Here is a 24006-nt window from a genome sequence, read left to right as displayed (position 1 = left end):
ACCCCCGCGTCCGAGGGGCTCGGTAGACTGCCGGGGTGTCAGTGAACCCCGAGCTCGTCGGCAGGACGTTCCCGCCGGCCCAGCCGTACCTGGTCGGTCGTGAGAAAGTGCGCGAGTTCTCCCGCGCCGTCTTCGCCACGAACCCGATCCACTCCGACCCCGAGGCCGCTCGTGCGGCCGGACACCCCGACGTGGTCGCCCCGGCGACGTTCGCGGTCGTCGTGCAGGAAGCGACGCTCGCACAGCTCCTCGCCGAGCCGGACGCCGGCATCGACTTCTCACGCGTGGTCCACGGTGAGCAGAAGTTCGCCTACGAGCGCCCGATCGTCGCCGGGGACGAACTCACCGCGACGCTCAGCGTGACGAGCGTGAAGACCCTGGGCGGCAACGCGATGGTCACCGCGGAGTCCACCGTCGTCGACGCCCAGGGGGCGCACGTCGTGACCGCCACGTCCACCCTGGTCGTCCGAGGAGATGACGCATGACCGACACCACGTCAGGCCCCGAGGTCGGTGCGACCGTCGCCGAGCGGCAGGTCCACCTCACGCGTGACTCGCTCGTCCGCTACGCCGGCGCCTCCGGCGACTTCAACCCGATCCACTACCGCGACGACGTCGCGGCCGAGGTGGGTCTGCCCGGCGTCCTCGCCCACGGCATGTTGACCATGGGCCTCGCGGTCCAGCCGGTGTCCGAATGGCTCGGGGACCGCGGCTGGGTCGCCTCCTACGGGGTCCGCTTCACCCGTCCTGTCGTGGTCGACCCGCGCGACGGAGCCGACGTCGGCGTCGTCGCGAAGGTCGGCACCCTCGACGACCAGGGGCGCCCGCACCGCATCGACCTCACCGTGACCGCCGCCGGGCAGACCGTGCTCGGCAAGGCGCAGGTCACGGTGGCCTTCCACTGACCGTGGCGGCGCAGACGCTCGCCGAGCTCACCACCCTCCGCGTCGGTGGTCCCGCCGGACGGCTCCTGGTCGCCGAGACGACCGACGACCTCGTCGCCCACGTCGTGGACGCCTGGTCCGACGACCAGGACTGGCTCGTGCTCGGCGGTGGCAGCAACCTCCTGGTGGCCGACGGCGGCTTCGCCGGCACGGTCGTGGTCGTCCGCACCCGCGGGGTCACCCACGAGTCCGACGCCGGCGGCGTCACCGTCCGGGTCGCGGCGGGGGAGCCGTGGGACGGATTCGTCGCCACGAGCGTCGCGCGCGGGTGGACCGGACTGGAGGCCCTCAGCGGCATCCCGGGGACCGTCGGCGCGTCCCCCGTGCAGAACATCGGCGCCTACGGGGTCGAACTGTCCGACGTGCTCACCGCGGTCGAGTTCCTCGACGCCGAGACCGGCGAGCGTTCCTGGGTCCCCGCCGCCGAACTGGCGCTCGGCTACCGCACGAGCACCCTCAAGCACGGGCGTCGCGGGGTCGTCCTGACGGTCGAGTTCCGGCTCGGGACGGCGAACGAGGACGGCGTGCCGGTGCGGTACGCGCAACTCGCCGGATCGCTCGGTGTCGAGCTCGGCACCCTGGTCGCGCCGGCCGACGTCCGGGCCGAGGTCCTCCGCCTCCGGTCGTCCAAGGGCATGGTCCTCGACGACGCGGATCCGGACACCTGGAGCGCGGGGTCGTTCTTCACGAACCCGATCGTCTCGGCGTCCTTCGCCGAGTCGATGCCGCTCGACGCCCCGCGCTGGCCGGCCGGTGACGACGTCAAGCTCAGCGCCGCCTGGCTCATCGAGCACGCCGGCGTGCACCGGGGCTACGGCGTCCCGGGGTCGCACGCCGCCATCTCCTCCAAGCACACGCTCGCCCTGACGAACCGCGGAGGAGCGACCGCTGCCGAGGTCGCCGAGCTCGCCCGCTACGTGCAGCTGACGGTCGCGAACCGCTTCGGGGTGACCCTCGTACCGGAACCCGTGGTCGTCGGCGACCTGCTCGGCTGACGACGCGCGATCACGGCGATGGTGGCGGGTCCCGGTAGGGGGTCTCGGCCCGCACACCGTCGTCCGAACGCGCTGGGCTCCGGACGGGTCGGCAGCGGACCGGACACGGGCGGGCCTCCCGTCCCGGTCGGGACCCGTCGCGTCGCCGTGCGCCGGGATGACCACGGGACCCGCCGCCGGGTCATGACCGCGCCGGGACGACGACGGGACCCGCCGGGCCATGACCGCGGTGGGACGACGACGCGCCCCGTCGGGTCTGGGCGCGTCGAGTGGTGTGGACCGCGGCGCCCGGCGGGGCGGCGCGGCCGGCGTCAGCTGAAGAAGCGGGTCAGGCGTGCGACGCCCTCGGCGATGTCGTCGTCGCCGAGGGCGTAGGACAGACGGAGGTAACCGGACGGGCCGAACGCCTCGCCGGGGACCACGGCGACCTCGGCGTGCTCGAGGATCAGGTCCGCCAGTTCGAGCGTGGTGGTGGGGGTGCTGCCGGCCCACTCGCGACCGAGGAGGGCGGTGACGTCCGGGTAGACGTAGAAGGCCCCCTGTGGCTCCGGCGTGACGAAGCCCGGGATCGCGTTGAGGCCCGCGACGATGGCCTTCCGTCGGCGGTCGAAGGCGTCCCGCATCGCGGTCACCGGTTCCTGCGGCCCCGTCAGTGCTGCGATCGCGGCGCGCTGCGACACGTTCGACACGTTCGAGGACAGGTGCGACTGCAGGTTCGAGGCCGCCTTGACGGCGTCGGTCGGGCCGATCATCCACCCGACGCGCCAGCCGGTCATGGCGTAGGTCTTGGCCACGCCGTTCACCAGGATCGTGGTGTCCGCCAGGGCCGGGACCTGCTCGAGGACCCCGGAGAACCGGACCCCGTCGTAGACCAGGTCCTGGTAGATCTCGTCGCTGATGACCCAGATGCCGTGCTCGAGCGCCCACTCGCCGATCGCGCGGGTCTGCTCGGCGGAGGCGACCGCGCCCGTCGGGTTCGAGGGGGAGCAGAACAGCAGGGCCTTCGTGCGCGGTGTGCGGGCGGCCTCCAGCTGCTCGACCGTCACGAGGTAGCCCTGGTCGCTACCGGCGAAGACGTCGACGGGGACGCCGCCGGCCAGACGGACGGCCTCGGGGTAGGTCGTCCAGTAGGGGGCGGGGAGCAGGACCTCGTCGCCCTCGTCGACGACGGTCTGGAACGCCTGGTAGACGGCCTGCTTGCCGCCGTTCGTGACGATCACCTGCGACGGGTCGACGGCGATGCCGGAGACCCGCGCGGTCTTCTCGGCGATCGCGCGCTTGAGGTCGGGCAGACCCGTCGCCGGCGTGTACCGGTGGTTGGCCGGGTCCTGCGCGGCCTGGACGGCCGCGTCCACCACGTGCTGCGGGGTGGCGAAGTCGGGCTCGCCCGCGGCGAAGGAGATCACGGGACGGCCGGCGGCCTTGAGCGCCTTGGCCTTGGCGTCGACCTTCAGCGTCGCGGACTCCGCGATCGCGGCGATCCGCGACGCGATGCGGGGACGGTCCGTGGACGCGACCGGGTCGGTGGTCGGGCGGGCGGTGGGCTGAGGGCTGGCGGCGTCGGTGCTCACGGGGTCAGCCTACCGACGCGCCGCGCCGGAGCATCCGTCAAGTGGACACCGCCATCGGGACTCCCGTACACTGTTCTGCGGCGGTTGAAGTCCGTCGGGTCAGCGCTCCGGCGCAGTCCCGGCCGTCCTGCTCGGCAGGCCACAGGACTTCTCCGACCTGGAACGGCGGGATCCCTCGCGGGTGGCCGTTCCGAAGGGCGGTGGCTCAATTGGTAGAGCAGCGGTCTCCAAAACCGCAGGTTGCAGGTTCAAGTCCTGTCCGCCCTGCACATCGGGAAGGGTTGAAGTGGCGAGCAAAGACGTGGAGACGACCGACGACGTCGTCGCCCAGGCGAAGGTCGACCGCGCACAGCGCCGCGGCCCCTTCGCTGCGATCGCGCTGTTCATCCGCCAGGTCCTCGGCGAACTGCGCAAGGTCGTCACCCCGACGCGCAAGGAACTCTTCAGCTACACGGGCGTCGTGCTCGTGTTCGTCGTCGTCATGATGGTCCTCGTGTCGGTCCTCGACTTCGTGTTCGGTCTCGGCGTCGGCTACGTGTTCGGCAACGGCCCCACGGCCTGACCCAGCTGGCATGAACCCCGGCGTGCTGCACTCCTGGCGCGCCCGGCCTGACCGCAGGTCCGACCGCTCCGGTCCTCCTCGGGGTACGGTCTCCCGGAGACGGCGACCCGTTCCCCGCCGGGGATGCGAGCGCCAACCCGATCCGCACCATCGAACGGAAAGAACCGACTGTGTCTGACTACTCCCGCGACGACATCGACCTCGCGACCGCTGCCGAGCAGTCTTCCGAGGTCGAGGAGAACCAGGAAGGCGACGTCGAGACGAGCGAACTCCGTTCGACCGACTCCGCCGAGGAGCGCGCGATCTCCGTCGAGGACGAGGACGACGAGTCGCTCGGCCTGAGCGACGAGCCGGACGACGGCACCGTCGCCGCCGGACTGGACGAGACGCTGGACGCCCTCGCCGAGTCGCGCGACCCCGAGGCCGACGCCGTGGTCGACGACGCACTCGAGATCGACACCGCGGACGAGGCCGAAGCCGCCGTCGAGGCCGTCGAGGACGAGGAAGAGTCCGAGCTCGAGTTGGAGACGGCAGCCGAGGCGAACGCCACGATCGCGGGCGAGGAAGCCGCCGACGCGCTCGACGCCGACGCCGAGCAGGCGGACGACGAGACCGAGGCCGACCCGTACGACGCCTTCAAGGCCGAGCTCCGGATGAAGCCGGGCAAGTGGTACGTCATCCACTCCTACGCGGGCTTCGAGCGCCGCGTGAAGGCCAACATCGAGAACCGCATGGTCTCGATGTCGATGGAGGACTACATCTACCAGGCCGAGGTCCCGATGGAGGACGTCGTCGAGATCAAGAACGGGCAGCGCAAGCTCGTCACCCGCGTCCGGATCCCCGGCTACGTGCTCGTCCGGATGGACCTCAACGAGGACTCGTGGTCGGTCGTCCGGCACACCCCCGGCGTCACGGGCTTCGTCGGCAACGCCCACAACCCCACGCCGCTCCGCTTCGACGAAGCGTTCGGCATGCTGAAGTCCCTGGTGCAGGTCGCCGAAGCCGCGCCGACCAAGGGCGGCTCGAAGTCCGGCGGTGCCGCACAGGCCCAGCCGCAGGCCGAGGTCGACTTCGAGGTCGGCGAGACGATCACCATCAAGGAAGGCTCGTTCGCGGGTCTGCCGGGTTCGATCTCCGAGATCAAGCCGGAGAGCGGCAAGCTCACCGTCCTCGTCTCGCTGTTCGAGCGCGAGACGCCGGTCGAGCTCAGCTTCGACCAGGTGACGAAGCTCTAGTCCTGGCGAACATCCAGTACACTGTCTGAGTTTGGGTCCGCGCGCCTCGTGCGCTGCGGGCTCGTGACCGCGATCCGGATCCGCCGGAGACGCGGGAGAGTGCACGGATCCCCGTGCGTTCGATCCCAGGAGGAAACGGAACATGGCACCGAAGAAGAAGGTCACGGGCCTGATCAAGCTGCAGATCAACGCGGGCGCCGCCAACCCGGCCCCGCCGATCGGTCCGGCGCTCGGTCAGCACGGCGTGAACATCATGGAGTTCTGCAAGGCGTACAACGCGGCGACCGAGTCGCAGCGCGGCAACGTCATCCCGGTCGAGATCACCGTCTACGAGGACCGTTCGTTCACGTTCATCCTCAAGACCCCGCCGGCCGCCGAGCTCATCAAGAAGGCTGCGGGTGTGAACAAGGGTTCCGCGACGCCGCACACGGTGAAGGCCGGACGCATCACGGCGGAGCAGATCCGTCAGATCGCCGAGACCAAGCAGCCCGACCTGAACGCCAACGACCTCGAGCAGGCGACGAAGATCATCGCCGGCACCGCTCGGTCGATGGGCATCACGGTCGAGGCCTGAGCCTCACCCCTCACACCCCAGTACTCACCGTGGGAGAGCCGCGCCGGCTCGCCAACCACGTATCTCGCAAGGAGACCACCATGGCGAAGAAGTCCAAGGCGTACCGCGCCGCGGCCGCGAAGATCGAGGCCGACAAGTTCTACACCCCGACCGAGGCCGTCGCCCTCGCGAAGGAGACCGGTTCGGCGAAGACCGACTCCACCGTCGAGGTCGCGCTGAAGCTCGGCGTCGACCCGCGCAAGGCGGACCAGATGGTGCGCGGCACCGTCATCCTGCCGCACGGCACCGGCAAGACCGCCCGCGTCATCGTCTTCGCCACGGGTGCAGCGGCTGAGGCCGCCATCGCCGCCGGCGCCGACGAGGTCGGTGGCGACGAGCTCATCGCGAAGGTCGCCGAGGGTTACACGTCGTTCGACTCCGCCGTCTCGACCCCGGAGCTCATGGGCAAGGTCGGTCGTCTCGGCAAGGTGCTCGGCCCGCGCGGCCTCATGCCGAACCCGAAGACCGGCACCGTGACGCCGAACGTGGCCCAGGCCGTGAACGACATCAAGGGCGGCAAGATCGAGTTCCGCGTCGACAAGCACGCCAACGTGCACTTCGTCGTCGGCAAGGCCTCGTTCACCCCGGAGCAGCTCGACGAGAACATCACCGCCGCGCTCGACGAGGTCGTCCGCCTCAAGCCGAGCGCTGCCAAGGGCCGCTACATCATGAAGGGCGCCGTCTCGACGACCTTCGGCCCGGGCATCCCGCTGGACGTCAACGTCCTGGCCTGATCCACTGCACCACACGACGGCCCGCACCGGAAGGTGCGGGCCGTCGTCGTCCGTGCGGGGTCCGGTGGCGGGCGGCACGACCGGTGTGCCCGGCACGGACCACTACCGTGGGAGGGTGCGGACCTTCGTGAACTCCCTGCGGCTCGTCGTCGCCGTCGTCGCCGTCGCCGCGGTGGTCACGGACCTGCAGGGTGCGCTCCGTGACGACTTCGTGTTCTGGGACTTCTTCGGGTACTTCACGAACCAGTCGAACCTGCTCGTCGCCGTCGTGTTCACCCTGACCGTCGTGGCGGCGTTCGGGGACCGTCCGACCGGTCGGCGTCTCGACCTGTTCCGCGGGGCGGCCACGGTGTACATCGCCACGACCGGCCTGGTCTACAACACCCTCCTGGCGCAGGTCGGTCAGCCGCTGGGGGCGTCCTGGTCGAACGACGTCGTGCACCGCTGGATCCCGCTGGTCGTGGTGCTCGACTGGGTGCTGTTCTCGGACCGGAGCCGCCTGCTCTTCCGTGACGTCTGGTGGTTCCTCGTCTACCCGGCGGTCTGGCTCGTGGTCGTCGTGACCCGCGGGGCCACCGACGGCTGGGTCCCGTACCCGTTCCTCGACCCCGTGTCCGGCTACGGAGCCGTGGCGTTGTACTGCCTCGGCGTGGCGGTGTTCATCGGGCTGATGGGCCTCGGTGTCGTGGCGCTGAGCCGACTCCGGGTCGTCCCGGTCAGCGGGCGTCCCGGAGCCGGTCGAGCACGAGGTCGGCGAGCGCGATGAGCCCGCGGATCGCGTCGTCGTCGCGGTCGATCCAGCGGCACTCCGGTTCGTCGGCGACCGGCACGAAGTCGTCGTGCTCCTCCCACACGAACAGCGTGCGGTCGGCACCGAGGACGTACTGCTGCCACCAGATCTGCCGGAGGTAGTGCCGGGGGACACGCTTCCAGCCGGACGAGGTCGTCTTGATCTCGGCGAGGAGCAGGCGACCGTCACGGTCCTGCCCGACACCGTCCGGCGTCGCGAGGTGCGCCCGGTTCGCTGCCGCGTGGAACAGGTGCGCCGAGGGCTGGATGCCGTGGGTCGCGGCGACCCACGAGGCGATCACCGGCTCACGGTCCTTGCCGTGCTCGGTGTAGACGTTGCCGGAGAACCGTGAGCCGTAGCGCTTGTCGGCGACGACGGCGTCGACCGCGCGGAGCGAGGCGAGACGTGCGACGTCGGTGGCGGTGATGCCCATGGCCCGCGCGCGGAGCCAGGCGACCCGGTCGGAGGAGTGCGCGACGATGCGCTCGGTGTGCCCACGCAGTGACGTGAACGCGTTCCGGCTCGACCGTGCCGGGACGGACGGCGCCGTGCCCGAGGCGGGCTGGGCCTCCCACCCGTCATCAAGGTCGCCCCACAGGGTGGGCTGCACGATCGTCACGCGACGATTGTCCACCCGACCACCGGCACCGGCGAAACCGGCGCGCTGGTCATCACCGCGGGTGACCGCGGTCAGGAGACGAGCTGGCGGCCCTCGGCCAGGGTCACCAGCTCGTCGACGCCGGCGGGGGAGAGGGCGTAGGCGATCGCGAGGGCCGCGGCGCCCTGCAGCGCCGCGATCGATCCAGCGCGGGACTGGGCGATGACGAGGTGCTCGGTGGCGAGCGGCATCGAGCGGGAGTAGACGACCTCGCGGACACCGGCGAGCAGGTGCTCCCCGGCCTGGGTGATCGAACCGCCGAGGGCGATGACCGACGGGTTCATGAGCGAGACGCACGTGGCGAGGACCTCGCCGATGTCACGGCCCGCCTGCCGGACCGCGCCGATCGCGTCGATGTCGGAGCGGGCGACCAGGTCGATGACGTCAGCGCTGGTGTGCACGTCGTGGCCCTTCGCCCGGAGTGCGCGGGCGATCGCCGGGCCGGAGGCGACGGCCTCCAGGCAGCCGGTGTTGCCACAGTGGCACGGCACGTCGCCGGCGCGCGAGACCCGCACGTGCCCGATGTCACCGGCGGTGCCCTGCGCGCCGCGCTGGAGCCGACCCTCGGAGACGATGCCGGAACCGATGCCGGTGGCGACCTTGACGAAGAGCAGGTGGTCGAGGTCCGGCCAGCCGTGTGCGCGCTCCCCGAGCGCGGCGATGTTGACGTCGTTGTCGACGAGCACGTGGGCGCGGACGTGCTGCCGGAGCCACCCGGGCACGTCGAAGCCGTCCCATCCGGGCATGATCGGGGGGTTCGCCGGGCGTCCGGTCGAGAACTCCACCGGCCCGGGCAGGCCGATGCCGACGGCGATGACGTCGTCGCGGCCGCGGCCGACCGAGTCGAGGAGTTCGTCGACGACCCGGATGAGCCACTCGAGTGTCGGGACGGGGCCGGCGGCGATGTCGATGCTGGCGTCGCGGGTGGCGAGTTGCGTGCCCACGAGGTCGGTCACCGAGACGCGGCCGTGCGATGCGCCCAGGTCGGCGGCGACGACGAGCCGCGCGGCCGGCCGCAGGGCGATCTGGGCGGGTGGGCGGCCCCCGGTGGAGGCCGCGGTGTCGACGGCGCCGACGAGTCCGACGTCGACGAGGGCGTCCAGCCGCACGCCGATGGTCGAGCGGGCCATCCCCGTCAGGGCGGCGAGTTCACCACGGGTCCGCGGCACTCCGTCACGCAGGATCTGGAAGAGCTCACTCGTCCCGACCGGCGGCGACGTTGCCGTCCGAGTCATGTCGACCATGCTCGGAGTGAACCACACATCCTCCGAGCCACGCAACGAAGTCCGTCGAACCTCTTCGAACTTCTGCTTGACCGCCGACAGAAGCGCCCATAGTGTGACGATCGGTCAGTGCAGACCACGTCTCGATGAGGAGAACACACGGTGACCCAACCGCTCTCGGTCCAGCTGTACACGGTGCGTGACGCACTGTCGGCGGACCTCCCCGGAACCCTGGCGATGATCGCCGACATCGGTTTCACGAACGTCGAGCTCTTCGGCTTCGTCGACCGTGCCGACGAGTACGCCGCCGCCCTGCAGCAGGCCGGCTTGACCGCGCCGAGCGGGCACGCACGTCTGCTGGACGCGGACGAGCAGGAGCTCGAGCGGATCCTCGCCGCGAGTGTCACCGTCGGACTCGGCACGCTCATCGACCCGCACGTCGACGAGTCGCGCTGGACCACCCGCGAGGACGTCGAGGCGATCGCCCGCCGGTTCGACGACCTCGCCGTCCGCGCCGCCGACCACGGCCTGGTGCTCGGCTACCACAACCACGCGTTCGAGTTCTCGAACCGGATCGACGGCACGAGCGCCTTCGAGGTCTTCGCCGGAGCCCTGTCGGGAGACGTCGTCCTCGAACTCGACACCTACTGGGCGAAGGTCGGCGGGGACGACCCGGTGGCCGTGCTCGGCCGACTCGGCGACCAGGTCCGCTTCCTGCACGTCAAGGACGGCGACGGCTCGCACGACGACAAGCAGCAGGTGGCCGTCGGCAACGGGGTCATGCCGGTCCGGGACATCGTCGCCGCCGCACCCCAGGCGCAGCAGGTCATCGAGCTCGACGACCACGACGGTGACGTCGTGCAGGCCGTCCGCGACTCGTACGCCTTCCTCGCGGGAGCCGCCGCATGAGCGCGGACAGCACGACCGCCGTCGACACCGCGACCACCGCCTCCCGGTCGGGTCGCGTCGGCGTCGGTGTCATCGGCGCCGGGGTCATCTCGGACCAGTACCTGTCCAACCTCACGGTCTTCCCGGACGTCGAGGTCGTGTTCATCGCCGACATCGACCTGCCCCGCGCCGCGTCGCAGGCCGAGAAGTGGGGCGTCCAGGGGTCGGGCACGGTCGAGGAGCTCCTGGCGATCGACGACATCGAGATCGTCGTGAACCTCACCATCCCGGCAGCACACGTCGAGGTCGCGCTCCAGGCGCTCCGTGCCGGCAAGCACGTCTGGGGCGAGAAGCCCTACGCACTGGACCGGGAGAGCGCTGCGGAGCTGCGTGACGCCGCGGTCGCGGCCGGACGCACCGTGTCCGTCGCACCCGACACGTTCCTCGGTGCGGGGCTCCAGACCGCGCTCCGCACGATCCGCGACGGCCGCATCGGGAAGCCGCTCAACGGGCTGACGCTCTTCCAGAGCCCCGGGCCGGAGTCCTGGCACCCGAGCCCCGAGTTCCTCTTCGCGTACGGCGCTGGCCCGCTGTTCGACATCGGCCCGTACTACATCACGACCCTCGTGCAGGCCTTCGGACCCGTCGCGAAGGTCACCGCCACGGCGTCGAAGTCGCGTGCCACCCGCACGATCGGCTCGGGTCCGAAGGCCGGCACCGAGTTCCCGGTGGAGGTGCCGACGAACCACTCGGCGCTCATCCAGTTCGAGAACGGTGGGAGCGCGCAGAGCGTCTTCTCGTTCGAGTCCGACCGCGGCCGCACCGGTTTCGTCGAGATCGCGGGCGAGACCGGCACGGTCGTGTTCCCCGACCCGAACGACTTCGACGGCGACACCGAGCTGTACGCGCTCGGCGCCGAGGAGCCCGAGACGATCCCGGCCGTCGGGTCCACCTACTCGCGGGGGACCGGCGTGGTCGACCTGGCCCGCTCCCTCCGTGCGGGCGAGGAGAACCGGGTCCCCGGTGCCCTCGCCTTCCACGTCCTCGACGTGATGGTCTCCATCGCCGAGGCAGCCGAACGTGGTGAGACCGTGCTCGTCGAGAGCACCGTCGCGCCCTCCCCGACCCTCCCCGAGGGTTGGGACCCCGCGGCGCAGACCCTGGCCTGACCAGACCCCGGCCCGACCAGGACCTGGGCGGACCGGAACCCGGTGGACCAGAGCTGCCCGTCCCACACAGCAGCACCCAGCACGATCCAGCACCACCCTCCTGCACCATCTCAACGACGAGAAAGTAGAGAGTCATGCGCACTGCCATCCGCGCACTGGCCATCACCGCGGCCGCGGCACTCACCGTGTCGGGCCTCGCCGCCTGCTCCTCCGGGTCCTCCGGCGCATCGGGCGACTCGAAGACGCTCACCTACTGGGCGTCGAACCAGGGCACCTCACTCGAGCACGACAAGGAGGTGCTGACCCCCGTCCTGGAGAAGTTCACCGACGAGACCGGGATCAAGGTCGACCTCCAGGTCATCGGGTGGAACGACCTGCAGACGAAGATCCAGACCGCCGTCACCTCGGGCCAGGGCCCGGACGTCGTCAACATCGGCAACACCTGGGCCACCTCGCTCCAGGCCACCGGCGCCTTCCAGGAGTTCGGTGACGCCGAGATGAAGGCGATCGGCGGCGCCGACAAGTTCGGCAAGGTCGCGCTCTCGACCGGTGGCGCACCGGGTGAGACCGTCACGAGCGTCCCGTTGTACGGCCTCGCCTACGGCCTGTTCTACAACAAGCAGATGCTCGCGGACGCCGGCGTCGAGCCGCCCACCACCTGGGAGGACCTCGTCTCGGCCGCCGAGAAGCTGACCACCGACGGCACGTACGGGTTCAGCCTCGCCGGTGGTTCGTACACCGAGAACTCACACTTCGCCTTCATCAACTCGGCTCAGAACGGCGGCGAGTGGTTCGACGGCGACGGCAACCCGACCTTCACCTCGAAGGCGAACGTCGACGGCATCAAGCGGTACCTCGACCTCATGCAGGAGAGCAAGGCGGCCAACCCGTCGAACGCGCAGTACGACAACGCGAACCAGTCGGTCGCGGACTTCGCGAACAAGAAGGCCGCGATGATCCTCAACCAGAACAACGCGAACACGACGATCGAGTCGCTCGGCATGAAGGCCGACGAGTTCGGCGTCGTGCCGCTGCCGGCACCGACCGGCGGCGAGGACATCGCCAGCTTCCCGGCCGGCATCAACCTGTCGATCTTCACGAACACCGACAACAAGGACGGCGCGCTGAAGTTCGTCAAGTACATGACGAGCATGGACACGCAGACGACGCTCGACAAGCCGTACTCGGCCCTGCCGGTGCTCGCCGACGCTGCCGAGTCGGTCACCGACGAGCAGACGAAGACGTTCCTCGACATCTACAACAACAAGGCGAAGCCGCTCCCGCTGGTCCCCGCCGAGGACCAGTTCGAGTCCACGGTCGGCAAGGCGATGAACGAGATGTTCGCCAAGATCGCCACCGGTTCGACGGTGTCCGAGAAGGACATCAAGGACGCCCTGCAGACGGCTCAGGACCAGGTCTCCCAGGCCGCAGGTTGACCCCGACGGGAGGCCCGGACGCGTCCGCAGGGACGCGTCCGGGCCCCCGCCCCACCTCTGAACACCCTCCACCCAGCCGGAAGGCCTGCCCATGTCCACGACGGTCCTGCCAGACTCCGAGGCCATCGACCTGACGCACACGAAGGCGCCGACCCTCTCGGGCCCGTCGCCCCGCGGGAAGCGTCGCGTCTCGTGGCTCCCGTACGCGCTCGTCGGTCCCGCGATCCTCTTCGAGCTGCTCATCCACATCGTGCCGATGCTCGTCGGCATCTGGATCAGCTTCGTGCAGCTCACCAAGTACTTCATCGCCAACTGGGGCGCCGCCCCGTTCGCCGGCTTCCGGAACTACTCCGTCGCGGTCGACTTCGACCAGGCCATCGGTCGCGGACTGCTCAGCTCGTTCCTCATCACCTGCGCGTTCACGATCCTCGTCGTCGGCCTGTCCTGGGGCTTCGGCATGGCCGCCGCGGTCGCCCTGCAGAAGCCGTTCCTCGGCCGTGGGCTCTTCCGCACGCTGTTCCTCGTGCCGTACGCCCTGCCGATGTACGCGGGCGTCATCACGTGGAAGTTCATGTTCCAGCGTGACTCCGGCGCCATCAACCACGTCCTCGTCGACCAGCTGGGGCTGTTCGGCGACGGCGCCCCGTTCTGGCTCATCGGCAACAACGCCTTCGTGGCGGTCGTCGTCGTGGCGATCTGGAAGACCTGGCCGTTCGCGTTCCTCATGCTCATGGCGGGTCTGCAGTCCGTGCCCGCCGACGTGTACGAGGCCGCCTCGGTCGACGGCGCGAAGCCCTTCCGGCAGTGGCGTTCGATCACGCTGCCGATGGTCCGCCCGGTCAACGTCACCCTCGTGCTCGTGATGTTCCTCTGGACGTTCAACGACTTCAACACGCCGTTCGTGCTGTTCGGCTCGACCGCCCAGCCCCCGGCCGCGGACCTGCTGAGCTTCCACATCTACAACGCGTCGTTCATCACCTGGAACTTCGGCTCCGGCGCGGCGATGAGCGTGCTCCTGCTCCTCTTCCTGCTCGTCGTGACGGGCATCTACCTGGCCGTCACCAACCGGAGGTCCGTCCGTGCGTGAAACAGTGGGCGCCAAGTCCTTCAAGATCGTCGTCCTCGCGCTGCTCACCGTGTTCACGGTGGTGCCGCTCTACGTGATGGTCACGACGGCACTCAAGCCGCTCGGTGACGTGCAGAACGACTTCACGTGGATCCCGTCGAACATCACGATCCAGCCGTTCATCGACATGTGGTCCACGGTGCCGCTCGGTCGGTACTTCATCAACTCGCTCGTGGTCTGCACCGTCGCGACCGTGTTCTCCCTGATCATCGCGACGTTCGCCGCCTACGCGGTGTCGCGGTGGAACTTCAGGGGCAAGAGCGCGTTCACCACGACGGTGCTCTCCACGCAGATGTTCCCGGGCGTGCTGTTCCTGCTGCCGCTGTTCCTCATCTTCACGAACCTCGGCAACTCGCTCGGCATCCAGCTCGTCGGCAGCTGGCTCGGGCTCATCATCACGTACCTGACGTTCACGCTCCCGTTCTCGATCTGGATGCTCGCGGGCTACTTCGAGACCATCCCGCGCGAACTCGACGAGGCCGCGATGGTCGACGGCTCCGGCCCGATGGGTGCGCTGTTCCGGATCATCCTGCCGTCGGCCCGTCCGGGTCTCGTGGCGGTCGGGATCTACTCGTTCATGACCGCGTGGGGTGAGGTGCTCTTCGCCTCGGTGATGACGAACGGTCTCGGCTCGACGCTCGCGGTCGGCCTGCAGCAGTACTCGACGCAGACGAACGTGTACTGGAACCAGATCATGGCCGCTTCGCTGGTCGTGTCGATCCCGGTCGTCATCGCGTTCCTGGTGGTCCAGCGGCAGTTCGTCGCCGGCCTGACCGCCGGTGCGGTGAAGTAGACGCAGCCACCTGACGGGAGGTGCGGTGCGGGTGGGACCCGCACCGCGCCTCCCGTCCGTTCTGCGGGCGCGGCCCACCGCCGTCCTGCCCGCCGCCCGCCCGCCGCCCGCCCGCCGCCCGACGACGCACGACAGGATGGACACATGACCGAGACCCGTGGGCGGCAGCTGCTGCCCGGACAGACCAGCCGCGTGCACGTGTACGACGTCGAGGCGCGGGCCCGGCGTCTCGTCTTCGCGTCCGACACGGTGCTCGTCGAGGCGCCGAACGTCCTCGACGCCGACACACTCGTGCTCAACGCCGACGGCGACCTCTGGCTGCTGCCGCTGCCGGCGGCGGGCACGGTCCTGGACGAGACCGCGCTCGTGCCGGTGCCGATGGACGGCGTGCCGGAGATCAACAACGACCACGTGCTCGACCCCTCGGGGGAGTCCGTCGTGGTGAGCGGCCGGGACGGCGAGCTCTACCGCGTGCCGCTGCCCGGCGGCGGTACCGGGACCCGGATCACCGACACCGCAGCAGTGCTGCCCGTCGCCCGGAAGTACTACCTGCACGGCATCGCCCCGGACGCCTCGGCGCTCGCCGCGATCGTCGGCGAACGCGACGAGCAGGGTGTCTGGACGACCGACGTGGCGCTGGTCGACCCCTCGACCGGTACGACCGAGTTCGTCACCCGCGACGAGCACCCCGACGACGGCTGCGCGTGGACGCCCGACGGTGCCGCCCTCCTGTTCAACACGGAGCGGTTCACGCCCGGGACCGCGCAGCTCGCCGCGCTGCGGACCGGATCGACCGAGCCCGTGCGGATCACCGCGGACGAGCGGGTGAACTGGTTCCCGCACGTCTCACCGGACGGCGCGCACCTGCTATACCTGTCGTACGAGCCTGGCGTGCAGGGCCACCCGGCCGACCACCGGGTGGAACTCCGGCTCCTGCCCGGGGTCCTGGCGTCGGGGGCCAGGATCGCCGTCGTGCCCGAGACACTCGTGGTCCTCGACGGCGGGCAGGGGACCGTCAACGTGCCGCCGTGGGCGCCGGACTCGTCGTGGTTCGCCTTCTGCGACTACCCCGTCGCCAGCTGAGGACCACCGCCGTCGCGGTGCCTGCCGGTCGCGGGGGCTCCGGGCCCGGACCGGACCACCCGCCCGAAGGCCCGGTGCCCGGTCGACGAGACCGGCACCGAGCCTCCAGACGGTGACGACGGGCGCGGTGCGCCGCCGCGGTCATGCCACGCAGCCGGTCACGACGCGCCACCGGCGCGACAGGCCGCTCAGGGACCATGGCGTGTCGTACGCGGCGGGGCACCGCGACGATCGACTACACGTCGCGGACCTGCCCCTGCTTGATGTGCAGCCGGCGCTCCGCACGTCGGGCCACCCACGAGTCGTGCGTCACGATGACCACCGTCAGACCGCGGTCCTGCCACTGCCGCTCGACGAGGGCCATGATCTCGTCGCGCGTCGCCTCGTCGAGCGCCCCCGTCGGTTCGTCGGCCAGGAGCACGCTCGGGTCCTTCACCAGCGCCCGCGCGATCGCGACCCGCTGCTGCTGGCCCCCGGAGAGCTCGGCCGGCAGGTGGTCGAGGCGCTCGCCGAGCCCGACCTCGCCGAGCGCAGCGGTCGCGCGGTCGCGGACCTCGGCCCGCGACCGGTCGGCGAGTGACCCGGAGAACGCGGTCTCCACGTTCTCGAGCGCGGTCAACGTCGGGATGAGGTTGAAGCTCTGGAACACGAACCCGATCTCGCTCGCCCGCACGTCGGTCAGCGCCCGGTCGCCGAGCGTCGCGATGTCCCGGTCACCCAGGTACACCGACCCGGCGGTCGGCCGGTCGAGCGCCCCGAGCATCTGCAGCAGCGTCGACTTGCCGCCGCCGGTCGGCCCCTGGATCGCGACGAGCTGTCCCTGCGGGATCTCGAGGTCGACACCGGTGAGCGCGGTGACCGCGCGGTTCTTCTGCTGGTAGGTCTTGGTCACGCCCGTCAGTCGGTAGACCGGTCGGGAGGCGGTGGGCACGGCACCCGTCGAGGGTGCGGCGTCGGTGGTGGTCACGGTGGCTCCTGGGTCGGTCGTCGGGACACGGGGTGCGCGGGCGGGTGCGGGTGCGGGTGCGTTCAGGGTGGCGGGCGTGCTCCGGCGCCGCATCAGGCCACGCTCCGCAGGGCTTCCGCCGGACGGAGACGGGAGGCCCGCCAGCCGCCGAGTGCGCCGGCGATGAGGCCGCCGAGGATCGCCAGACCGATCGCGAGCAGGATCACCTCGACCGTGACCGGCGCGTGCAGCACGACGTCGGTGGTCGTGGCGCTCTGCCCGCCGCCACCGAAGCCGCCGGCCGGGGCGCCGCCGGTGGTGGCGCCGCCGGCCGCTGCCGTCGCGGCACCGTCGGGCATCCCACGTCCGGACCCGGGGCCCGTCGCGGTGCTCGAGGACGCGCTCGCCGAGATCGTCGGCGCGATGACGTTCACGACGAGGATGCCGACCAGACCGACCGCGGCGCCGATGACACCGCCGATCAGACCCTGCACGAGGGACTCGCCGGCGACCTGCCGGGTGATGCGGCCGTTCGACCAGCCGATGGCCTTGAGCGTGCCGAACTCACGGGTGCGTCGGGTGACGCCGGAGACGGTGAACAGGATCGCGATGAGGAACGCCGCGGCCAGGACGACGATCGAGAGCCAGGTGCCGAGGTTCGACACGAGGGACGACGCGGTGGCGAGCGAGCCGGAGACGCTCGAGGCGAGGTCGGCCTCGGTGGACACGGTCGCGTCCGACAGCTCGTCCTGCAGTGCTGTCTTGATCGTCGCGACGTCGGACGACGACTCGGCGGAGACGTAGATCGAGGTGACTTGCCCGTCGAGGTCCGCGAGCGTCTGCGCGGTGTCGAGCGGGACGTACGTGTTCGAGCCGGTGGTCGACGCGGAGCCGGTGGAGGCGACGATGCCGATGACCTCGAAGTCCTCGCCGCCGATCTCGACCGTGTCGCCGACCGCCTTCGACGCGCTCGTGGCGTACGCCGAGTCGAGCACGACGACGTCCTCGCCCGCATCGGCTGCGGTGAAGGTGCGTCCGTCCGTGATCTCGGTGCTCGTGAGCGGTCCGACCGTGTCGCCGGACACCGGGATGCCCGTGACGGTGAAGGAGTCGACGGAGAAGGAGCCGCCGCCGAACCCGCCGCCACCCGCTCCGCCGTCACTCGGCGGACCGGCCTGGGCGGCGCTGTCGCTGCTGCCGTCGCTGTCCTCGCTCTGCTGGACCTGGCCGGAGAACGTGCTGTTCTCGAGCGTGAGGACCCCGGTGGCCGCCTCGACGCCGTCCGTGCCGGTGACACGCTCGACGTCCGTGGAGCTCAGGGTGCTCGCGCCCCGCGACACGGCCAGGCGGGACTGCGACAGGTCCGTCGATCCGCTGCCGTCCGAGGAGTCCTGGCCGCCGAAGTCGAAGGACGGCCGTCCGGTGCTGCTCGACGAGGGCGTCTCGGTCTTCGAGACCGTGATGTCGGTGCCGACGCCGTAGACGGACTGCAGCACGCTCGACTGAGCGGACTGCACACCGCTCGCGATGGACGACACGATCACGACGAGCGCGATGGCGAGTGCCATCCCGACGGCGATGATGACCGTCTGCTTCCTGCGGTTCGTGAGTTCGCGCCTGAGGTAGGTCAGGAACATGGTTCTCCTCGGTGGGGGGCCGGCTCCGGGGACACCGACCGCGCGGATCGCGCGGCGGGGCCGACGGGGAGAACCTAGGAAGGCGTGCCAAGGGCACCCCTTCCGTCCGCTATGAGAACGGTATGGGGCTCAGGACGGGGAGGGCGCGGACGCGTGACCCGGGCGATCCACAGGTCACACTGGGAGCTGCCACAGACCGCTCATAGGAATCTCTCGATACTCGAAGACGTGACCATCTCCCAGCCCTCCGCAGCCCCGCGCCTCACCCGTGCCGACGGTTCCCCGTTGCGCATCCTCGTCGTCGACGACGAGGCCAGCCTCACCGACCTGCTCTCGATGGCGCTCCGGTACGAGGGCTGGGACGTCCGGAGTGCGAACGGCGGTCAGGACGCGCTGGCGAAGGCGCGCGAATTCCAGCCCGACGCCATGGTGCTCGACGTGATGATGCCGGACCTCGACGGACTGCAGGTGCTCGGCCGACTGCGCCAGAACAACGACGACACCCCGGTGCTGTTCCTCACCGCGAAGGACTCCGTCGAGGACCGTGTGACCGGGCTCACCGCCGGTGGGGACGACTACGTCACGAAGCCGTTCTCGCTGGAGGAGGTCGTGGCGCGACTCCGGGGCCTCATCCGTCGGTCGCAGATCTCGATCAGCGAGGCCGGGGACTCCCGCATCGTCGTCGGCGACCTCGTGCTCGACGAGGAGTCGTACGAGGTCTCGCGAGCCGGACGGGCCATCGAGCTGACCGCGACGGAGTTCGAACTGCTCCGCTTCCTCATGCGCAACCCCCGCCGCGTGCTCTCGAAGGCGCAGATCCTCGACCGCGTGTGGTCGTACGACTTCGGCGGCAAGTCGTCGGTCGTCGAGATCTACATCTCCTACCTGCGCAAGAAGATCGACGCCGGCGAGCAGCCCATGATCCACACGGTGCGCGGCGTCGGCTACGTCATCAAGCCCACCTCCTGAGCGGTCGCACCCGCATGACCCTCCGTCGTCGGCTCGTCCTGAGCATCGTCGCCCTGGTCGTCGCCGTGAGCGCGGTGATCGGCGGCGGCAGCATCGTCGCGCTCTTCTCCATCCAACGGTCCGCGATCGACGAGCAACTGCAGTACGCCACGAACCGCGCGCAGCGCTCGGTCGAGCAGCAGGGGCCGAACGGACCCGGGCTCGACATCGGTCGGCCGTCCGGGCAGGCCGCCGGGACGTTGACCGTCTACTTCCTCGACGGCAGCGTCGTGGTCGGCAGCGTCCTGGACAACGCGGGCGACGTCGACCGCCTGTCCGCCTCGGCCGTCCGGCCGCTCGGCACCGTCCGCGTCGACGGGCGCCCGCACACGATCGACCTGGGTGGGGGCCTGGGGAGCTACCGCGTCAGCGCCGCGACCGTGGGGCCCGCGGTCCTCGTCGTCGGGCTGCCGCTCGCACCCGTCCACGAGAGCGTGTGGAAGCTGTTCGGGGTGGTGCTCGTGGTCACCGGGCTCGCCCTCCTCGCTGCGTCCCTCGTCGCGACGGCCGCGGTCCGCCGAGCCCTCCGGCCGCTCGACCGGGTCGCCGAGACGGCCTCGACCGTCGCGCGCATGCCGCTCGAGCGGAGCGACGCACTGGTCGGCATCCGCGTACCCGACGACGACCCGGAGACCGAGGTCGGTCGGGTCGGCGCCGCCTTCAACCGGATGCTCGGGCACATCGCCGGCGCCATGCAGGCCCGCGAGCGCTCGGAGCAGAAGGTCCGGCAGTTCGTCGCCGACGCGTCGCACGAACTCCGGACGCCGCTCGCCTCGGTGCGCGGCTACGCCGAACTGACGCGCCGGATGGGCGGTGACCTGCCGCCGGACGTGGTCTACGCGATGAGCCGCATCGAGTCGGAGTCGGTCCGGATGACCTCGATGGTCGAGGACCTGCTGCTCCTGGCACGACTCGACGAAGGGCGCGAGATCCAGTTCGCCGACGTCGACCTCACCGGCCTCGTGCTCGACGCCGTCAACGACGCACACGCCGCCTCGCCGGACCACCCGATCGAGGTGGACCTGCCGGAGGACCCCGTCGAGGTCGTCGGGGACGCCGCCCGGTTGCACCAGGTGATCGTCAACCTGGTCACGAACGCGCGGACCCACACGCCCGACGGCACACGCATCACGGTCGGCCTCGCCCGGGTGCCTGCGGCCGACGGCGGCGGCGTCGACCTCACCGTCCGCGACGACGGGCAGGGCATCGACCCGGAGTTCCTGCCGAAGCTCTTCGAGCGCTTCGCGCGCGCCGACAGCTCGCGCTCCCGGACCGCCGGGTCGACGGGGCTCGGCCTCGCGATCGTCGACGCGGTCGTGCAGGCGCACGGCGGACGGGTCGGAGTGACGAGCCGGCCGGGGGAGACGGTCTTCACGGTGCACCTGCCGGAGCGACCGGGGGAGCGGGCGACGAGCGGGGCCGGTGACGTCGCTGTCGCTGGTCCTGCTGCTGGCCGGGGTGTCGGCGACGGCGGAGTCGGTTCGGGTGACCGACCAGGGGCGGCGGGTTCTCCTGCCGACACGGCGCCGCCGACGTCGGCGGAGGCGTGGTCGGGCGTCCCGGAACGGTCCTGAGCCACCGGTCCCGGCTGGCCGCGGGCCGGCACGCCCGGGGCGTGCGCATGCCGGGCCTCCTGGCCGCGGGCGGGGTTCCGGAACGCCACTCGGATGTGTTACCGTTCTTCTCAGCCAAAGACCGCTGGTCGTCGCTGCTGTGCTCACGCATGGACAGTGGCCGAAGGTCCTCGTCACGAGGCAGCCCGCGCAGGTGTTCAGAACCACTCCCACACGTCGTGCGGGAGCAGCTCCGAGCCTCTGCGCCGGAGCTTTTTTCGTTCGTGGACCAGGGGCTGCCAGCAAGAACCCCAAGGAGAACCATGGCGAACAAGGAAGCTGCGGTCGCCGAGCTCACGGAGTCCTTCCGTAGCTCGAACGCCGTTCTGCTCACCGAGTACCGCGGTCTCACGGTCGCGCAGCTCAAGGAGCTCCGCAACTCGATCCGTGAGCACGCCACGTACGCCGTGGTGAAGAACACGCTGACCAAGATCGCGGCCAACGAGGCAGGCATCACGTCGTTCGACGACGAGCTCGCCGGTCCGTCCGCTCTCGCCTTCGTCCACGGTGACACCGTCGCCGTCGCGAAGTCGCTGCGTGCATTCGCCAAGGCGAACCCCGAGCTCGTGGTGAAGGGCGGTTACTTCGACGGTAACCCGCTCACCGCGACCGAGGTGGACAAGCTCGCCGACCTCGAGTCCCGCGAAGTGCTGCTCGGCAAGCTCGCCGGCGCCTTCAAGGCCTCGCTGTTCGGTGCTGCGTACCTGTTCAACGCACCCCTCTCGCAGGCCGTCCGCACGGTGGACGCCCTCCGCGAGAAGCAGGAGTCCGCGGCCTGACCAGGCACGCGTTCCACAACCACACCACGCATCAGTAAGTAGTAGGAGAAAATCATGGCGAAGCTTTCGCAGGACGAGCTCATCGAGGCCTTCAAGGAGCTCACGCTCATCGAGCTCTCGGACTTCGTGAAGAAGTTCGAAGAGGTCTTCGAGGTCACCGCTGCTGCCCCCGTCGCGGTCGCCGCGGCCGGTGGCGCTGCTGCCCCCGCCGAGGAGGTCGAGGAGAAGACCGAGTTCGACGTCGTGCTCAAGTCGGCCGGTGACAAGAAGATCCAGGTCATCAAGGAGGTCCGTGGCCTCACGTCGCTCGGCCTGGGCGAGGCCAAGGCGCTCGTCGAGACCGCCGACGCGAAGATCCTCGAGGGTGCGAACAAGGAAGCTGCCGACAAGGCGAAGGCTGCCCTCGAGGCCGCTGGCGCCACCGTCGAGCTCGTCTGAGTCCGACCTCCTGGTCACGAAGGCCGCTGCCCCTCGGGGTGGCGGCCTTCGTCGTGTGCGGGAGTGGTGGGCAGGTGTGGGTGTGGCGGAGCCGGGCCTCGGCTGGGCTGACGGGGTGCGCCTCCCGGCCGGTTGATCCTGTCCGCCCGGGCAACCTCGGGCCGGTGGCGCCGTCAGACGACGGTCCGGACCTCCGGGAGGCGGCGCAGCTGGTCCTCACGGATGTCGGACGTCGAGCGCCGCAGCGACCAGACGCGCGCGACGCGATCCTCGTGCGGGTCGGCGGGGAAGGGCGTGCTCGAACTCCTCGGGATCGAACGTTCCGCTGGCGTGCTTCTCGGCCTACGCGAGCGTGCTGTGGCGACGGCCGTACGCGAAGTACAGGACCGCGCCGACGACCATCCAGATGCCGAACGCGATCCAGGTCCCCGTGCCGAGCGTCACCGCCAGGAACAGGCAGAACAGGACGCCGAGCACCGGCACCACGGGGAAGAGCGGCACGCGGTAGGAGCGCTCGAGGTCCGGCTGCGTCCGACGGAGCACGATCACCGAGATGTTCACGAGGGCGAACGCGATGAGCGTCCCGATGCTCGTGGCGTCGGCGAGCTCACCGAGGGGCACGAGTGCGGACACGATCGTGACCACGACGCCGACGATGAGGGTGTTGGCGATCGGGGTACCCGTGCGCGGCGACACCCGCCCGAACACCTTCGGCACGAGCCCGTCCCGAGCCATGGACAGGAGGATCCGGGTCTGCCCGTAGAGGACGGTGAGGACCACGCTGGCGATCGCGATCACGGCACCGATCGAGAACACGAGCGCCACGACGGGCTGCCCGGTGACGTCGACGACGATGCGGACGAGCGACGCCTCGTCCGCGGAGAACGACGTCCACGACCGAGCGCCGATGGCCGCGACGGCGACCAGGATGTACAGCGCGGTGATGAGGGCGATCGACCCGATGATGGCGCGCGGCAGGTCCCGGCGGGGGTCCTCGGCTTCTTCGCCCGCGGTCGACGCGGCATCGAAGCCGATGTACGAGAAGAAGAGCCGGGAGGCGGCCGCGCTGACACCCGCGGCCCCCATCGGCGCGAGTGGTTCGAAGTTCCCGACGCGGAACGCCGAGAAGGCGACGATGACGAAGAACACCAGGAGCGCGATCTTCACGAGCACCATGAGCGTGTTCACCCAGGCGCTCTCCTTCGCCCCGGGCAGCAGGACCAGCATCGCGATGAGGACGAGCGCCGCCGCGGGCAGGTTGACGAACCCGCCGTCGCCGGGAGGCGCGGACAGCACGGTGGGCAGGTGCAGTCCGAACACCCGCAGCGTCTCGTCGACGTACTCGCTCGCACCCACGGCGACGGCGGCGACCGACACCGCGTACTCGAGGACCAGGCACCATCCGCAGATCCAGGCGATCCCCTCGCCCATGGTCGCGTAGGTGTACGAGTAGCTCGACCCCGAGGTGGGCACCGCGCCGGCCATCTCGGCGTACGACAGCGCGGACAGCAGCGCCGCGACCCCGGCGACCACGAACGCGATCCACACCGCGGGGCCGGCCAGCGGCACGGCGGTGCCGAGCACGACGAGGATGCCCGTGCCGAGCGTCGCGCCGACGCTGATCATGGTGAGGTGCCAGACGCCCAGCGTCCGACGGAGCGGTTGGCCGTCGACCCCTTCAGCCGCTTCCGCGCGGAGCTGGTCGACCGGCTTGCGCCGGAGGAGCTGGTGGCTGAGTGACGGCGCGGACGACATGGGACCTCACG

At 70.4% G+C, this 24006-nt stretch carries 24 protein-coding genes and 1 tRNA gene; 19 read left to right on the top strand and 6 right to left on the bottom strand.

Features of this window, described 5'->3' with window-relative positions; genetic code table 11:
- The first annotated feature begins 35 nt into the window (after window positions 1-35).
- Genes DEJ18_RS10625 through DEJ18_RS10615 form a run of 3 tightly spaced genes read left to right on the top strand, consistent with a single transcriptional unit; the run spans window position 36 to window position 1938 of the window.
- The gene (locus tag DEJ18_RS10625) at window positions 36-485 is read left to right on the top strand and encodes a MaoC family dehydratase N-terminal domain-containing protein (protein ID WP_111211599.1); all 450 of its coding nucleotides are present in this window, start codon (window positions 36-38) and stop codon (window positions 483-485) included.
- Window positions 482-904: a MaoC/PaaZ C-terminal domain-containing protein gene (locus tag DEJ18_RS10620; RefSeq protein ID WP_111080621.1), complete on the top strand. Its 423-nt coding sequence runs from the start codon at window positions 482-484 to the stop codon at window positions 902-904. Before DEJ18_RS10625 ends, DEJ18_RS10620 begins: the two co-directional genes overlap by 4 nt.
- Window positions 901-1938 (top strand): UDP-N-acetylmuramate dehydrogenase, encoded by a 1038-nt coding sequence (locus DEJ18_RS10615; protein WP_502866269.1) that lies wholly within the window; start codon window positions 901-903, stop codon window positions 1936-1938. The genes DEJ18_RS10620 and DEJ18_RS10615 overlap by 4 nt, the downstream gene beginning before the upstream one ends.
- A 311-nt stretch (window positions 1939-2249) precedes the next feature.
- Here the strand turns inward: DEJ18_RS10615 and DEJ18_RS10610 are convergent, their stop codons facing one another.
- Window positions 2250-3431 (bottom strand): pyridoxal phosphate-dependent aminotransferase, encoded by a 1182-nt coding sequence (locus DEJ18_RS10610; RefSeq protein ID WP_111211617.1) that lies wholly within the window; start codon window positions 3429-3431, stop codon window positions 2250-2252.
- Between the two features lie 272 nt (window positions 3432-3703).
- Between DEJ18_RS10610 and DEJ18_RS10605 the strand changes: the two genes are divergently transcribed.
- The 6 genes from DEJ18_RS10605 (at window position 3704) to DEJ18_RS10580 (ending at window position 7419) form a co-directional block, all read left to right on the top strand.
- Window positions 3704-3776, top strand: a tRNA-Trp gene (locus DEJ18_RS10605).
- A gap of 19 nt (window positions 3777-3795) precedes the next feature.
- The gene (secE, locus tag DEJ18_RS10600; protein WP_111080619.1) at window positions 3796-4071 is read left to right on the top strand and encodes a preprotein translocase subunit SecE; all 276 of its coding nucleotides are present in this window, start codon (window positions 3796-3798) and stop codon (window positions 4069-4071) included.
- A gap of 170 nt (window positions 4072-4241) precedes the next feature.
- Window positions 4242-5306 carry a transcription termination/antitermination protein NusG gene (nusG, locus tag DEJ18_RS10595; protein ID WP_111211597.1) on the top strand — a complete coding sequence of 355 codons (1065 nt, stop codon included), beginning with the start codon at window positions 4242-4244 and terminating at the stop codon, window positions 5304-5306.
- Between the two features lie 142 nt (window positions 5307-5448).
- Window positions 5449-5880: a 50S ribosomal protein L11 gene (gene rplK / locus DEJ18_RS10590; protein WP_111080617.1), complete on the top strand. Its 432-nt coding sequence runs from the start codon at window positions 5449-5451 to the stop codon at window positions 5878-5880.
- Window positions 5881-5960: 80 nt separating this feature from the next.
- Window positions 5961-6653: a 50S ribosomal protein L1 gene (gene rplA / locus DEJ18_RS10585; RefSeq protein WP_110824625.1), complete on the top strand. Its 693-nt coding sequence runs from the start codon at window positions 5961-5963 to the stop codon at window positions 6651-6653.
- A 115-nt stretch (window positions 6654-6768) separates the two neighbouring features.
- The gene (locus tag DEJ18_RS10580) at window positions 6769-7419 is read left to right on the top strand and encodes a Pr6Pr family membrane protein (RefSeq protein ID WP_146241637.1); all 651 of its coding nucleotides are present in this window, start codon (window positions 6769-6771) and stop codon (window positions 7417-7419) included.
- Here the strand turns inward: DEJ18_RS10580 and DEJ18_RS10575 are convergent.
- Both DEJ18_RS10575 and DEJ18_RS10570 read right to left on the bottom strand, forming a co-directional pair.
- The gene (locus DEJ18_RS10575) at window positions 7370-8062 is read right to left on the bottom strand and encodes a YqaJ viral recombinase family protein (protein ID WP_111080615.1); all 693 of its coding nucleotides are present in this window, start codon (window positions 8060-8062) and stop codon (window positions 7370-7372) included. The genes DEJ18_RS10580 and DEJ18_RS10575 overlap by 50 nt on opposite strands.
- Before the next feature lie 71 nt (window positions 8063-8133).
- On the bottom strand, window positions 8134-9345 hold the full coding sequence (locus DEJ18_RS10570) for an ROK family transcriptional regulator (RefSeq protein WP_258377024.1): 1212 nt from the start codon (window positions 9343-9345) through the stop codon (window positions 8134-8136).
- Between the two features lie 141 nt (window positions 9346-9486).
- Between DEJ18_RS10570 and DEJ18_RS10565 the strand changes: the two genes are divergently transcribed.
- From DEJ18_RS10565 to DEJ18_RS10540, 6 genes are all read left to right on the top strand, one after another.
- A complete protein-coding gene (locus DEJ18_RS10565) occupies window positions 9487-10233 on the top strand; it encodes a sugar phosphate isomerase/epimerase family protein (RefSeq protein WP_111211595.1) in 747 nt (248 codons plus the stop codon).
- Window positions 10230-11381 carry a Gfo/Idh/MocA family protein gene (locus tag DEJ18_RS10560; protein WP_111211594.1) on the top strand — a complete coding sequence of 384 codons (1152 nt, stop codon included), beginning with the start codon at window positions 10230-10232 and terminating at the stop codon, window positions 11379-11381. Before DEJ18_RS10565 ends, DEJ18_RS10560 begins: the two co-directional genes overlap by 4 nt.
- Before the next feature lie 134 nt (window positions 11382-11515).
- Window positions 11516-12817 (top strand): ABC transporter substrate-binding protein, encoded by a 1302-nt coding sequence (locus tag DEJ18_RS10555; protein ID WP_111211593.1) that lies wholly within the window; start codon window positions 11516-11518, stop codon window positions 12815-12817.
- Between the two features lie 91 nt (window positions 12818-12908).
- Window positions 12909-13904 (top strand): carbohydrate ABC transporter permease, encoded by a 996-nt coding sequence (locus DEJ18_RS10550; RefSeq protein WP_111080611.1) that lies wholly within the window; start codon window positions 12909-12911, stop codon window positions 13902-13904.
- The gene (locus tag DEJ18_RS10545; RefSeq protein WP_111080610.1) at window positions 13897-14736 is read left to right on the top strand and encodes a carbohydrate ABC transporter permease; all 840 of its coding nucleotides are present in this window, start codon (window positions 13897-13899) and stop codon (window positions 14734-14736) included. The genes DEJ18_RS10550 and DEJ18_RS10545 overlap by 8 nt, the downstream gene beginning before the upstream one ends.
- Window positions 14737-14880: 144 nt before the next feature.
- Entirely contained in the window at window positions 14881-15819 is a 939-nt protein-coding gene (locus tag DEJ18_RS10540; protein WP_111211043.1) for a TolB family protein, read from the top strand.
- Window positions 15820-16054: 235 nt separating this feature from the next.
- Here DEJ18_RS10540 and DEJ18_RS10535 read toward each other — a convergent pair whose 3' ends face one another.
- Complete coding sequence (locus DEJ18_RS10535; RefSeq protein ID WP_258376962.1) at window positions 16055-16786, bottom strand: ABC transporter ATP-binding protein; 732 nt, start codon at window positions 16784-16786, stop codon at window positions 16055-16057.
- Window positions 16787-16878: 92 nt separating this feature from the next.
- The gene (locus DEJ18_RS10530; protein ID WP_111210876.1) at window positions 16879-18402 is read right to left on the bottom strand and encodes an ABC transporter permease; all 1524 of its coding nucleotides are present in this window, start codon (window positions 18400-18402) and stop codon (window positions 16879-16881) included.
- 228 nt (window positions 18403-18630) lie between these two features.
- Here DEJ18_RS10530 and DEJ18_RS10525 point away from each other — a divergent pair, with 228 nt between their 5' ends.
- The 4 genes from DEJ18_RS10525 to rplL all read left to right on the top strand — a co-directional run bounded on the left by DEJ18_RS10525 (window position 18631) and on the right by rplL (window position 22240).
- Window positions 18631-19371, top strand: coding sequence for a response regulator transcription factor (locus DEJ18_RS10525; RefSeq protein ID WP_111080606.1), 741 nt, complete (start codon window positions 18631-18633; stop codon window positions 19369-19371).
- A gap of 14 nt (window positions 19372-19385) precedes the next feature.
- Window positions 19386-20984 (top strand): sensor histidine kinase, encoded by a 1599-nt coding sequence (locus DEJ18_RS10520; RefSeq protein WP_111210877.1) that lies wholly within the window; start codon window positions 19386-19388, stop codon window positions 20982-20984.
- Window positions 20985-21286: 302 nt separating this feature from the next.
- Window positions 21287-21802 carry a 50S ribosomal protein L10 gene (gene rplJ / locus DEJ18_RS10515; RefSeq protein WP_111080604.1) on the top strand — a complete coding sequence of 172 codons (516 nt, stop codon included), beginning with the start codon at window positions 21287-21289 and terminating at the stop codon, window positions 21800-21802.
- A gap of 54 nt (window positions 21803-21856) precedes the next feature.
- Complete coding sequence (gene rplL, locus DEJ18_RS10510; protein ID WP_110824614.1) at window positions 21857-22240, top strand: 50S ribosomal protein L7/L12; 384 nt, start codon at window positions 21857-21859, stop codon at window positions 22238-22240.
- 342 nt (window positions 22241-22582) lie between these two features.
- On the opposite strand, the gene DEJ18_RS10505 is transcribed toward rplL, so the two are convergent.
- The gene (locus DEJ18_RS10505) at window positions 22583-23995 is read right to left on the bottom strand and encodes an amino acid permease (RefSeq protein WP_111210878.1); all 1413 of its coding nucleotides are present in this window, start codon (window positions 23993-23995) and stop codon (window positions 22583-22585) included.
- Between the last annotated feature and the right edge of the window lie 11 nt (window positions 23996-24006).

Origin of the sequence: Curtobacterium sp. MCSS17_015 (assembly GCF_003234265.2) — a bacterium.
Lineage (GTDB): Bacteria > Actinomycetota > Actinomycetes > Actinomycetales > Microbacteriaceae > Curtobacterium.
The sequence above is the reverse complement of the archived record's forward strand: the minus strand, read 5'-3'. Positions and strand labels throughout refer to the sequence as shown.